The sequence below is a fragment of the Bradyrhizobium sp. genome, from assembly GCF_049586575.1.
Lineage (GTDB): Bacteria > Pseudomonadota > Alphaproteobacteria > Rhizobiales > Xanthobacteraceae > Bradyrhizobium.
In genome coordinates this window covers 1-11,381 of sequence record NZ_JBAVCF010000421.1, presented here as the reverse complement: position 1 = coordinate 11,381, position 11,381 = coordinate 1, and the positions used below count along the sequence as shown (strand labels likewise).

Sequence of the window (11,381 nt, the reverse complement as noted above, 5' to 3'; positions counted from 1 at the left end):
CGAGGGTGCCGGCCATCGCGGGCGGCAGCGGCGGCCGGTTCGCGGTCATCGATGGCGGTGGCGAAATACGCGCGCGCCCGTTCGGGTTGGTCGGGCCTTTACTGGCGTCGGGCGCGGACGTGGCCGGCCCTGGCGAGGGCTTTGGCTTCGCCTGCCCCGGATAGAGTTTCGGCTGCTTGCGTGTGCGGTTGAGCGAGTCGAAGCCGGCATCGGCCGCGCCGCTCGCGGCAGGCAGACCGTATTTCGGAATATTGCCGATCCGCGACGGTGCGGGCCGCTTCTTGTCCGATGGCTGTCCGTGGATCATGGGATCGGCTGGATTATCGGTGGTGTTTTCGCTGATCTTGCGCAGCGGGGAATCCTGCGGGAGGAGAAAGCCGCCGGGGACCGGGCGCAACAGGTCAGGGCTGAGAGTCTGGGCCTGAAGGGGGGAAGCGATCGTGATCAGCGCGAGGCATGGCAAGGCGGCACGCAACAACGTTACGCGCTTGCGGCGGCCCGTAGCTGGACCCGGCATCACGTTATGAATACCTCAGCGGAATCATACACTTGCAGACAAGACCTTCGGGCGGCCGAGGATGACCGGTCCGAAAACGTCGTTAACGGAGTTAAAACAATTATGGTTAATGGGACGTTGAGAGCGGTCGCCCGCGTCGCCTTCTGGCGTCGTCGCGTGGTAGGAAGACCGTCCTGTCTTGTTGTCTTGCGAGACCCCTTCGGAACCACGCATGCGTCAATCGAAACCGCTGATGGCCAATTCAACCGGCACCGATCCCGATAACGCCGCCGTCCAATCGGCCTTACGCACCCTGGAGGCCGAAGGCAGCGGCATTGCCGCGATCGAAGCGGCGCTGCGATCCGACCTCGGCGAGCCCTGTGCCCGCGCGGCCGATCTCATTCGCGGCGCCAAGGGGCGGCTGATCGGTACCGGGCTCGGGAAATCGGGCCATATCGCCCGCAAGATCGCAGCCACCTTTGCTTCCACCGGCACACCGGCGTTCTTTGTGCATGCCGCCGAGGCCGGCCATGGCGACCTCGGCATGATCACCACCGACGACGTCATCCTGGCGCTGTCGTGGTCCGGCGAGCAGCCGGAAATGAAGACGCTCATCACCTATGCCAAACGGTTCCGTATTGCGCTGATCGCGATGACGGCCGAGCAGGACTCCACGCTGAGCCAGGCCGCCGACGTGGCGCTGACGCTGCCGAAGGCGCGCGAGGCCTGTCCGCATAATCTGGCGCCCACCACTTCGTCGCTGATGATGCTGGCGCTGGGCGATGCGCTGGCGATCGCGCTGCTCGAGGGCCGCGGCTTCACGTCAGTGGACTTCAGCGTGCTGCATCCAGGCGGCAAGCTCGGCGCCATGCTGAAACATGTCAGTGAGATCATGCATACGGGAGCGGCCGTGCCACTGAAGCCGCTCGGGACCAGCATGTCGGAAGCCCTCGTCGAAATGACATCGAAGGGCTTCGGCTGCGTCGGCATTGTGGATGCGCGCGGCGCGATCGCCGGCATCGTCACGGACGGCGACTTGCGTCGCCATATGCTGCGGCCTGACCTGCTGACGGCGCTGGTTGACGACGTCATGACGAAAAATCCGAAGACGATCCGCGGCAGTCTGCTGGCCAGCGAGGCGCTGGAAATCCTCAATGCCTCGAAGATTACCGCCTTGATCGTGACTGAAGCCAGCAAGCCGGTCGGCATCGTGCACTTGCACGATCTCTTGCGCACCGGTGTGGTGTAGGCCGCCCTTCATCGTGGAAACCGTGCCGCTTTCTCCTCCAGCGGCAGACGCAAACCGTTCGCCAGATACGACACGGTTCGGTAGAAGCCGCAGAGCAGGATGATTTCAAAAATCTGCGCCTCGTCGTAATGCGAGGCGAGTTTTGAGAATTCGTCATCACTGAGCGTCGCCCGTAAATGCAGCGCATCGACGGCCGCAATCAATGCTTGCTCGGCCGCCGACCAGCATTCGGCATTCGCGCCATCACGCACGGTGGCGCGTATCTCGGGCTCCGTCAGGCGAGCCGCCTGTGCGAAAATCGCGACATGAACGCCCCATTCGTACTCGCAACCGTTAAGCGCACAGGTCCGATCGATGACGATCTCGCGCTGCCGCAGGCTGAGCGGACCACGGTCGAGCAGGCTGCCGCTACGGAATTTTTCCCAGGCGCGCGGGTTAGAGGCAATCACGCGAAACAACATCAAGGGCGGCGCGCCGCGCATGACTCGGTCGAACTCGGCCTGGATTTCCGGTGCATAAGGCGGCTCCAGCGGGGAAATTCGCGTCATCGGCCAAACTCCGTGCTACATTAACAGTAGCGATACGTTACATTATTTGTAGCAAGCCGCAAGCAAAAGAAAGACGGAAAAGCCCATGCCGAAGCCACCCTCGACCGCCCGCAGGATCATCGGCAGAGGCCGCGTACGCGGCTCCCGGACCGGCCGGCCGATCATGGTGTTGCTCGACCTGTTCGGGCGGCGGTGGAGCTTGCGCATTCTCTGGGAGTTGCGCGAGCAGGCCCTGACCTCGCGCGCACTGCGCACCGCCTGCGACGAGGCCTCGCCGACGGTGCTCAACGACCGGCTGAAGGAACTGCGTGAAGCCGGCTTTATCGAGCTTGTCCCGGGCAGCGGCTACCGCTTGACGGATATGGGCCGGGAGTTGCTCGAAACTCTCCTGCCGTTACATCGTTTCGCTGAACGCTGGGGCAAGGAGCGCAGGTAGTGGTCCGATTCTAACATTCGTATCCCGTCTCAGCGGGCACTTTTACGAAATGTTGGAATCAAAGGGCCACAAGCAATCGTACGTTTCTGGTGGAGCCTTGGATTTGACATTCGCATTGAGAGCCCGCGGCTAGGCGGCCTGCGAATGTCAAATCCACTCCACCAGCATCAAGCCGCAGCCACCGTCAGGCTCGCGCCATCGGCCTGCACGATCCGTACCCGGCTGCCCGCCGGCGCGTCGGGACCTGCAACCCGCCAGACCGTGTCGTCGATCCGCACCGTGCCTGCGCCGTCGATAGTCGGCTTCTCCAGCGTAAACACACGCCCGACGAGAGCATCGGCGCGCTTGTTGAGGAACGGTTACCCGCAGCACTGTGATGCGCCAGACGACGCCATAGCGGCACGGCGGCGGCGGCGAAAACCGCGAACATCAAGATCTGGACTTGCCAGGATGGACTGAACGCAAACGACACCAGCCCGGTCAACAGCGCCGCCAGCCCCGCGGTAAACCCGTCACTTAGTCGCCGGCGGCAAATCTAAGGTTCGAGCGAAGGAAATGCGAGTGGTCAAATCCAGCCCTGAAGCTCGCGCAAGACGAGCTGGCGGATCATGTCCATGCCGCCCTCGCTGTCATTCAGGCAGGGAATGAAGGAAAATTGTTCGCCGCCATTGTGCTGGAAGATTTCGGCATTTTCCTGGGCAATCTCCTCCAGCGTTTCGAGGCAGTCGGCCGCAAACCCGGGGGTGACGACGGCAACCCGCCGCACGCCGTCTTTGGCCAGTTTTTCCATGGTCTTGTCGGTGTAGGGCTGAAGCCATTGATCGAAGCCGAAGCGCGACTGAAACGTCAGAAGCAGCTTCGATGAATCGAGACCGAGGCGTTTGCGAAGGGCCTCCGTCGTCGCCAGGCATTGGCGCGCATAGGGATCTCCCTTGTCGACATATTTTTGCGGCATACCGTGAAACGAGGCCACGATGACCTCGGGCTGGGCCGGCAAGCCCGCCAGATGCGTCTCGATCGACACCGCAAGCGCATCGATGTAATCAGGATCGTCATAATAAGGCGGCGTCACCCGCAGCGTCGGTTGCGCGCGCATCTTGCCCAGCACGCGAAACACCTCGTCGCAAACGGTCGCCGACGTTGCCGCCGAATATTGCGGATAGAGCGGCACCACCAGCAGGCGCCCACAGCCGAGCGCCATCAGAGCGCCGATCCGCTCGGCAATCGATGGATTGCCGTACCGCATCGCCCAGTCGACCTCGACATGATCATGATCGGCAATGCCGGCGGCGAGTTTGTCCGCCTGCGCGCGGGTGATGGTCTTGAGCGGCGACTCGTCTGCGACCGTATTCCAGATCTTGCGATAATCGCGTGCCTTGCGAGCCGGGCGGGTGCGCAGAATGATACCATTGAGCGCAAGCTTCCACAGCAAGCCCTGATTTTCGATCACCCGCGGATCGGACAGAAACTCCTTGAGATAAACACGCACCCCGCGCGCGTCCGCCGTGTCGGGCGTGCCGAGATTGACCAGGAGAATCCCGACGCGCTCCGGCGTGACGCCGGCGGCGGGCTTGGAAATATCGATCGGCGAGACCACTGTCATGACGCTGGCTTCGCGCGCCGGACCGTCCTTGTCAAGATAACAGCGGGTTCGATATTCTTGTCCTCAAAGCGATCCCGGCACTACCGGGCGTCGGGCGTCGGAGGAAATATGACAATCGCCGAATGGTGCGTTTTCTTAAGCCTGCTGCTCTATCTCCTGAGCATCGCCTCGGTAAAATGGCTCCGCTTTGACCGTTTCGATAATTCCAAACCGCGCGACCCCGCCTTCTATGAAGACCCTATTTCGTCGCGCGCGCTGGGCGCGCACCAGAACGGGATCGAGGCGTTTCCGTTCTTTGCAGCGGCAGTGTTGCTCGCCGAATTTCGCGCCTGCCCGCAAAATCTGATCAACGAACTCGCCATTCTGTTTGTGATCGTTCGGATAGCGTATGTCTTTACCTATATCGGCGACCGGCCAACGCTTCGCTCGATCCTGTGGAGCATCGGCTTTGCGCTCAACATTGCGATCTTCTTCATGCCGGCGCTGCGCCACTTTCTGCCGCTATAGGATCGGCTGAAGACAGGTCAGCGGTTCGGCGAAGAGATAACCGGACAACAGGCCAAGGCCAAACAGCAACACGAGCCCCGCCGCGCCAAATTCGATGCCGCGCATGATCAAGGCGCCGCCGCCGTCGCTCACACGGCTGATGCGGCCCGCGACATCCCTGGCCGAGACCGCCAATATCGCGATGGAAGCCACCGTGATCGCCGTGCCGAGCCCCATCACAAAGGTTGCGGCAATGCCGGCCCAGAACAGGCCCTGGGCCAGCGCGAACACCAGAACCAGAATGGCACCCGAACACGGCCGCAAGCCGACCGCCAAGATCGCAGCGATGCCGCGACGCCAGCCGCCTGGGCCGGCGAGCTCCGTGGGCAGTGGTCCGTGGGAGTGGCCGCAATGTTCGTCATGGACGTGGCCATCATGATCGTGATCATGCCCGTGGCCGGCGTGATCGTGGCCAACATGATCGTGAGACACCGAGGCCGAGGCCAGCGCTAATCCGGGCATCGGCCGGTTTGCCTGCAACGCGCCAATAAAACTGCCACCCTTGGTCCAGACCAGCCGCGCCCCGAATGCCGCGATCAGGGCATAGCTCGCAATCGCGATCACCCTTTCGGCCCCGCACATGGTCTTCGCCGTGACATTGAGCAGCCACGCGCCGATCGAAACGATCAGAACGGCCACCAGCGATTGCAACAAAGCAGACGCAAAGGAGAGCACGATGCCGCGCCGCGCGGTCTCCTGATTGGCGACCAGATAGGACGAGATCACCGCCTTGCCGTGGCCGGGACCGGCAGCATGAAAAATCCCGTAGGCGAACGAGATCGCGAGCAGCGTCCTGACCGCACTTCCGTCGGACTTGGCCGCGCGGATCGTGGACGACATCTCGCGGTAGAATTCCGATTGCCTGGCGAGCAACCAACCGATCAGGCCCCCAGCGTGCGGGTCGCTGACGGGACGCCCGCCGCCGAAAGGCGTCTGCGCCGCCACGACATGCATCACGCCATCCACCGTCAGCACCGCGGCGACGGCCAGCGCGCCAAGCGCGAGCGCATGCCCGAGGCGCCGTCCATCCTTGCACTGGCCAGGCTTCATGGACACATCACCGTAATCTTGTTGGCGAACATCGCGCCATAGTTGGAGTTGCCGCCGCTGAGGAAATTGTCCTCGCCCATCGCCTGCGCACCGGCCGCGCCGTCATTCGGCCGCTGGAAGCCGAACTTGCAACCCTCGGGCGCCCCGACCAGCCGCACCGGATCCTTGTCGGCAAGCTTGAAGTCGACGAAGAAGGTGGGGTCAAAAATCTCGAGCGACAGCTCTTGGGTCTTGATCGGCGTCTTCAGCGGCAAGGTGAAATGCAGCACCAGAAAGCCGTCCTTGTATTCGAGGAAATAGTCGACCGGCTCCAGAAACCTGCCCTTTTTCCCGTCAGCCTTGGCAAAGGTGAAGAAGGCGAATTCCTTCAGCGACTCGACATTGGTCTGGGCGAGCGGCGCCAGTTCCTCGTGGGTGTAGACGCCCTTCGTCTTGCTCTCGATACCCTGCAAGGCATAGGTCGAGAACATATCGTCAAAGGTCCAGGCGTGACGCACCGCGGTCATCGAGCCATCGGGCGCATAGATCAGTTCACTCGCGGATGTGATCCAGACGTGCGGGTGGGCGTGCGCAGCTGTCGCGCCGAACACCCCGACGCAGGCCAGTAACAGCCAGCCAATCAGGCGGGACCGGGCGCGCTTCATCTCAAGGCGGTTTCCAGCAGGCCGCGGCGGCGGAGCAGCGCATCCGGTTCGGGTTCGCGTCCACGGAAGGCGACATAGGCGTCTTCCGGGTCGCGCGAGCCGCCGGAAGAATAGATGTCGTCATGCAGGCGCTTGGCGACCGCGGGATCGAAGATGTCGCCGGCCTCCTCAAAGGCGCCGAAGGCATCGGCGTCCATCACCTCGGACCACATGTAGCTGTAATAACCCGAGGCGTAGTGATCGCCGGAGAAGATATGCCCGAATTGCTGCGGCCGGTGGCGCATCGCGATTTCCGCCGGCATGCCGATCTTCTCCAGCTCGCGCCGCTCAAAAGCGCGCACGTCGGTGCTGGCGGACGCCGGCTGGGTGTGGAATTCGAGATCGAGCAGCGCCGACGCCACGAACTCCACCGTGGCAAAACCCTGATTGAACTTCCGCGCGGCGATGAAGCGCCGAAGCAGGTCGTCCGGCAGCGGCTCCCCGGTCTGGTAGTGGCGGGCAAACTGGCGCAACACCTGCGGCTGCTCCTGCCAGTGCTCGTAAAGCTGTGAAGGCAACTCGACGAAATCGGTGAACACGCTGGTTCCCGACAAGGATGGAAAGAGGACGTCCGACAGCATTCCGTGCAGGCCGTGGCCGAATTCGTGGAACAGGGTGCGCGCGTCGTCCGGCGACAGCAGCGACGGTTCGCCGTCGGCGCCCTTGGAGAAGTTGCAGACGTTGAGGATGAGCGGCGTGATTTCGCCGTCGAGCCTCTGCTGGTCCCGCAGGGAGGTCATCCAGGCGCCGGAGCGTTTTGAAGGCCGCGCGAAGTAGTCGCCATAGAACAGCGCCTTGTGCGCCCCGGCGCGATCCCTGACCTCCCAGACCCGCACATCCGGATGCCAGACCGGGATATCCTTGCGCTCGACAAAGGAGAGGCCGAACAGGCGGCTGGCGCAGTCGAAGGCGGCCTCGATCATATTGTCGAGCGAGAGGTACGGCTTGATCGCGGAATCGTCGAAATTGGCCCTGACCTGCCGCAGCTTTTCGGCGTAGTAACGCCAGTCCCACGGGGCCAATGCGAAATTACCGCCCTCCTCCGCGATCAGTTCCTGAAGCGCGTCACGATCGGCGAATGCGCGCTCGCGCGCCGGCTTCCAGACCCGCTCCAGCAGCCCGCGAACGGCTTGCGGCGTTTTCGCCATCGAGTCCTCGAGACGGTAGGCGGCAAAGGTCGGATAGCCGAGCAGCTTGGCGCTTTCCTCGCGAAGCGCCAGAATCTCGACGATGGTGGCGTTATTGTCGTTGGCGTTGCCGTTGTCGCCGCGGGCAATGAAGGCCTTGTAGAGCTTCTCGCGGAGGTCGCGGCGGGACGACGTCTTCAGGAAAGGCTCGACGAACGAGCGCGAGAGCGTCACGATGGCCTTGCCGGCGAGCCCCCGCTCCTCCGCCGCCGCCTTTGCGGCCGCGACAAAGCTGTCCGAAAGCCCCTCACGGTCGGCCTCGCCAAGCTCCATGAACCAGTCCTGCTCGTCGCCGAGCAGGTGATGGCTGAAGGCCGTCCCAAGATGAGCCAGCCGCTCGTTGATCTCGGCCATCCGTAATTTTGCGGTCTCATCGAGCCCGGCGCCGGCGCGGTGGAAGCGCGTATAGGTGCGCTCGAGCAGCCGCATCTGCTCGCCCGTCAGGGTAAGCCCGGCGCGATTCTCGTGCAGCTGGGCAATCCGGCCGAACAGCACGGCGTTCATCATGATCGGATTCCAGTGCCGTGCCATCCGCAAGGATACTTCCTTGTCGATCTCCAGCAGCGCCGGATTGGAATGGGCCGACACCAGCGCGTAGAAGACGGCTGACACCTTCGAGAGCAGCTTGCCCGAGCGCTCCAGCGCCGTGATCGTGTTGTCGAAGTCCACCTGCGAGGGATCATGGGTGATCGCGGCAACCTCGGCGGCGTGGTCGACAAAGGCCTGTTCGAACGCGGGCAGGAACAGCTCCGGCGCGATCTCGGCAAAGGGCGGCGTCTCGAATGGCGTCTGCCACGGCCGGAGCAGCGGGTTGGCCTGAGCGGATACAGGCTGGTTGTTTCCCTCGGCTTCTGACATCGAAATTCCCGTTTTAAGTGCCAATTCCAAGCATCAGGCTATATCACGCGATGGGGCTTTTTTGGGCCTTTTACGCTTGATAGAGGCCGCCTTTTCATAGAGATTGCGGCCCGAAAACAGGATGTAAGCACCATGAGCGCGCAGACCTCCCCGACCGGCAGCCGCCAGATCGCCTGGCCCAGCGTCGTCACCGTCATCAGTGCAGCGATCCTGATCAGCGCCGAAGTGTTCGGCGCGGCGTTTGCCGGTGGCTGGGCGCTCGCCATCCTGTTCGGCCTCGACGACACCGGCGCGCACATTCTGCAAGCCATCCTGTTTGCGATCGGCGTCTTGATCATGATCGGCTTCGTCCGCGCGGCCCAGCGCGTCGAGCCGTTCACGCGACGCGCCTGAGCGACTCGCGCAAGCGACGACGCACGCTCGACGCTCGCTGCCTGGCTTGAAGCGTTACGCTTCGTTAAAGAAACTTAACGCCCGTTCATTTCCAGCGCTGCTCGCTCGCCTCACGCGCGACGCCGTAAGCAGGTGTTAGGGAAATTTTCGCTCAGCCTAAAAAAATTGTTGCGAAGCAGAGTCAAAAAGATTATGTGCGGACTTGCCCAATTTCGCACGTGCCTGTGGTCGTGTGTCAGTCGGTAGGTATCCGGACAAGAGGCCGGACAGCCGCCAAGGGTTGAAGAACCGAGGGTCGCGCGAGTCCAGACTTTCAAAGTCGAAGACTCGAAGAGGCCAGCATCTCTCTCCAGAGATGCCGTTGAAGGTCCCTTCTTCCCCTTGCAACCGTGACTGGCAGCCGGAGGCGAACCGGCGCACCTCGTTCTCAACGAGGGACGCGACTTAAAGCAACGACGGATCGGGCTTTTTTGGTCTCTACCGGCATTCCACCGCCGGCGCGGGCTACTGAAAAGGCTTGTCCTTCATTGCCAGGTGAGCGGGCGGGAAATTTCCCAACCAATCCACGGCAGCACAATTCGGTTCTGAGTTCGAGGCTTCGTCGCGTCTCCATCGTGCGGCAACAGCCACGGCACTTACGACCGAGATCAATTTGAACGGGCCCGTCGCTGGGCCGTTTGGAGGGTGCTATGACCGAACGTATCAGGGAATTCCTGCGTAACCGCCGGAACGAGGGCCGGGACGTTGAGCCCTGCCTCGTCGTCGACCTCGAAGTCGTGCGCGACAACTACCAGAACTTCGCCAAGGCGCTGCCCGACAGCCGCGTATTCTACGCGGTGAAGGCAAACCCGGCGGCGGAAGTGCTGTCGCTGCTCGCTTCGCTGGGCTCGTGCTTCGATACCGCGACCGTGGCCGAGATCGAAATGGCGCTGGCCGCGGGCGCAACGCCGGACCGCATCTCCTTCGGCAATACGATCAAGAAGGAGCGCGACATCGCGCGGGCCTTCGCGCTCGGCATTCGGCTGTTCGCGGTCGATTGCACCGCCGAGGTCGAAAAGGTTGCCCGTGCCGCCCCCGGCGCGAAGGTGTTCTGCCGCATCCTCTACGACTGCGCCGGGGCCGAATGGCCGCTGTCGCGGAAGTTCGGCTGCGACCCGGAAATGGCGGTCGACGTGCTCGACCTCGCCAAGCGTCAGGGTCTGGAGCCGTGCGGCATCTCCTTCCACGTCGGTTCGCAGCAGCGCAAGGTGAAGGCCTGGGACCGCGCTTTGGCGATGGCCTCCCAGGTGTTTCGCGACTGCGCCGAGCGGGGGATCAGCCTCTCCATGGTCAACATGGGCGGCGGATTCCCGACCAGGTACCTCAAGGACGTTCCTCCGGTCGTGCAGTACGGCCGGTCGATCTTCCGCGCGCTCCGCAAGCATTTCGGCAACCAGATCCCGGAAACCATCATCGAACCGGGACGCGGCATGGTCGGCAATGCGGGCATCATCGAGTCCGAGGTCATCCTGATCTCCAGGAAGAGCGACGAGGACGAGGTGCGCTGGGTGTACCTGGACATCGGCAAGTTCGGTGGTCTCGCCGAGACCATGGACGAGTCGATCCGCTACGCGATCCGCACCCCGCATGACGGGGCCGAGATGGCGCCGTGCGTCCTCGCAGGACCGACCTGCGATTCCGCCGACGTCCTGTACGAGAAGATGCCGTATCCGCTTCCGGTAACGCTTGAGATCGGCGACAAGGTGCTGATCGAGGGGACCGGGGCCTATACGTCGACTTACTCGTCGGTGGCCTTCAACGGCATTCCGCCGCTCAAGACCTACCACATCTGATCCTGCCTCTTTTGAAGGCTTGAGATAACCGGGAGCCGGTCCGCCGGCTCCCTCCCTGACATTGCCGATTTGGACAACGCAGCCGCCGGCTTTGCCGCCCGCGAGCTGTGGGGACTGACGTGCCATGACTGCCTTGCGGAAGACCAACATTGCCCTCACCCCGAAAGCCGCTCCGTTCGCGATCCGTGCGGAGAAGGCTTCCGACGTCGTCGCCCGTGAAGCGCTGCTCGATGCCTGCTTTGGCGCCAACCGCGATATGCGCACCTGCGAGCGGTTGCGTGACGGACGCGCGCCCGCCGAAGGCCTTGCCTTCTCGGCGGTGCGCCAGGGGAAGCTGGTCGGAACCGTACGGCTGTGGCCCGTCAGTGCCGGCGGCGTCCCGGCGCTGATGTTGGGACCGCTCGCGGTCGATGGTCGTCACCGCGGGCTCGGCATCGGCGCGGCGTTGATGGATCACGCCCTTTCCGCTGCCAGGCAACGCGGCCATGGCGCGGTGATCC

The 11,381-nt window shown here is 63.1% G+C and carries 11 protein-coding genes and 2 pseudogenes; 6 read left to right on the top strand and 7 right to left on the bottom strand.

Annotation, left to right across the window (positions count from 1 at the left end; all coding sequences use genetic code 11):
- Positions 1–517: pseudogene (locus tag WB528_RS16835) on the bottom strand (outer membrane beta-barrel protein); the annotation flags it as partial.
- A gap of 211 nt (positions 518–728) precedes the next feature.
- Here WB528_RS16835 and WB528_RS16830 point away from each other — a divergent pair.
- Positions 729–1,745, top strand: a complete 1,017-nt coding sequence (locus WB528_RS16830) for a KpsF/GutQ family sugar-phosphate isomerase (protein ID WP_423889542.1) — start codon at positions 729–731, stop codon at positions 1,743–1,745.
- A gap of 8 nt (positions 1,746–1,753) precedes the next feature.
- Here the strand turns inward: WB528_RS16830 and WB528_RS16825 are convergent, their stop codons facing one another.
- Positions 1,754–2,293, bottom strand: coding sequence for a carboxymuconolactone decarboxylase family protein (locus WB528_RS16825; RefSeq protein ID WP_423889541.1), 540 nt, complete (start codon positions 2,291–2,293; stop codon positions 1,754–1,756).
- An 85-nt stretch (positions 2,294–2,378) separates the two neighbouring features.
- Here WB528_RS16825 and WB528_RS16820 point away from each other — a divergent pair, with 85 nt between their 5' ends.
- Positions 2,379–2,729, top strand: a complete 351-nt coding sequence (locus tag WB528_RS16820) for a winged helix-turn-helix transcriptional regulator (RefSeq protein WP_423889540.1) — start codon at positions 2,379–2,381, stop codon at positions 2,727–2,729.
- A 167-nt stretch (positions 2,730–2,896) separates the two neighbouring features.
- On the opposite strand, the pseudogene WB528_RS16815 reads toward WB528_RS16820, so the two are convergent.
- Together WB528_RS16815 and hemH are read right to left on the bottom strand one after the other, a co-directional pair.
- Positions 2,897–3,237 (bottom strand): annotated as a pseudogene (locus tag WB528_RS16815) (NfeD family protein); the annotation flags it as partial.
- Positions 3,238–3,294: 57 nt separating this feature from the next.
- Positions 3,295–4,332, bottom strand: coding sequence for a ferrochelatase (hemH, locus tag WB528_RS16810; protein WP_423889539.1), 1,038 nt, complete (start codon positions 4,330–4,332; stop codon positions 3,295–3,297).
- Between the two features lie 108 nt (positions 4,333–4,440).
- Between hemH and WB528_RS16805 the strand changes: the two genes are divergently transcribed.
- Positions 4,441–4,839, top strand: coding sequence for an MAPEG family protein (locus WB528_RS16805; RefSeq protein ID WP_423889538.1), 399 nt, complete (start codon positions 4,441–4,443; stop codon positions 4,837–4,839).
- On the opposite strand, the gene WB528_RS16800 is transcribed toward WB528_RS16805, so the two are convergent.
- From WB528_RS16800 to WB528_RS16790, 3 genes are read right to left on the bottom strand one after another with little or no spacing between them, the layout of a single operon-like run.
- Positions 4,834–5,928: a nickel/cobalt transporter gene (locus WB528_RS16800; protein WP_423889537.1), complete on the bottom strand. Its 1,095-nt coding sequence runs from the start codon at positions 5,926–5,928 to the stop codon at positions 4,834–4,836. The two genes, WB528_RS16805 and WB528_RS16800, sit on opposite strands and share 6 nt — an antisense overlap.
- Entirely contained in the window at positions 5,925–6,572 is a 648-nt protein-coding gene (locus WB528_RS16795) for a DUF1007 family protein (protein WP_423889536.1), read from the bottom strand. Before WB528_RS16795 ends, WB528_RS16800 begins: the two co-directional genes overlap by 4 nt.
- Entirely contained in the window at positions 6,569–8,656 is a 2,088-nt protein-coding gene (locus WB528_RS16790; protein ID WP_423889535.1) for a M3 family metallopeptidase, read from the bottom strand. The genes WB528_RS16795 and WB528_RS16790 overlap by 4 nt, the downstream gene beginning before the upstream one ends.
- A gap of 132 nt (positions 8,657–8,788) precedes the next feature.
- Between WB528_RS16790 and WB528_RS16785 the strand changes: the two genes are divergently transcribed.
- The 3 genes from WB528_RS16785 to WB528_RS16775 form a co-directional block, all read left to right on the top strand.
- The gene (locus WB528_RS16785; protein ID WP_423889534.1) at positions 8,789–9,049 is read left to right on the top strand and encodes a hypothetical protein; all 261 of its coding nucleotides are present in this window, start codon (positions 8,789–8,791) and stop codon (positions 9,047–9,049) included.
- A gap of 689 nt (positions 9,050–9,738) precedes the next feature.
- Positions 9,739–10,881, top strand: coding sequence for a type III PLP-dependent enzyme (locus WB528_RS16780; RefSeq protein WP_423889533.1), 1,143 nt, complete (start codon positions 9,739–9,741; stop codon positions 10,879–10,881).
- A 124-nt stretch (positions 10,882–11,005) separates the two neighbouring features.
- The coding region (locus WB528_RS16775) for a GNAT family N-acetyltransferase (protein ID WP_423889532.1) at positions 11,006–11,381 on the top strand (376 nt) is incomplete at its 3' end.

What these genes read in the sequence shown, in the direction of transcription:
- WB528_RS16825 (WP_423889541.1), bottom strand. Translation starts at nt 2,293, where the DNA reads ATGACGCGAATTTCCCCGCTGGAGCCGCCTTATGCACCGGAAATCCAG.
- WB528_RS16820 (WP_423889540.1), top strand. Translation starts at nt 2,379, where the DNA reads ATGCCGAAGCCACCCTCGACCGCCCGCAGGATCATCGGCAGAGGCCGC.
- WB528_RS16780 (WP_423889533.1), top strand. Translation starts at nt 9,739, where the DNA reads ATGACCGAACGTATCAGGGAATTCCTGCGTAACCGCCGGAACGAGGGC.
- WB528_RS16785 (WP_423889534.1), top strand. Translation starts at nt 8,789, where the DNA reads ATGAGCGCGCAGACCTCCCCGACCGGCAGCCGCCAGATCGCCTGGCCC.
- hemH (WP_423889539.1), bottom strand. Translation starts at nt 4,332, where the DNA reads ATGACAGTGGTCTCGCCGATCGATATTTCCAAGCCCGCCGCCGGCGTC.
- WB528_RS16800 (WP_423889537.1), bottom strand. Translation starts at nt 5,928, where the DNA reads ATGAAGCCTGGCCAGTGCAAGGATGGACGGCGCCTCGGGCATGCGCTC.
- WB528_RS16790 (WP_423889535.1), bottom strand. Translation starts at nt 8,656, where the DNA reads ATGTCAGAAGCCGAGGGAAACAACCAGCCTGTATCCGCTCAGGCCAAC.
- WB528_RS16805 (WP_423889538.1), top strand. Translation starts at nt 4,441, where the DNA reads ATGACAATCGCCGAATGGTGCGTTTTCTTAAGCCTGCTGCTCTATCTC.
- WB528_RS16830 (WP_423889542.1), top strand. Translation starts at nt 729, where the DNA reads ATGCGTCAATCGAAACCGCTGATGGCCAATTCAACCGGCACCGATCCC.
- WB528_RS16795 (WP_423889536.1), bottom strand. Translation starts at nt 6,572, where the DNA reads ATGAAGCGCGCCCGGTCCCGCCTGATTGGCTGGCTGTTACTGGCCTGC.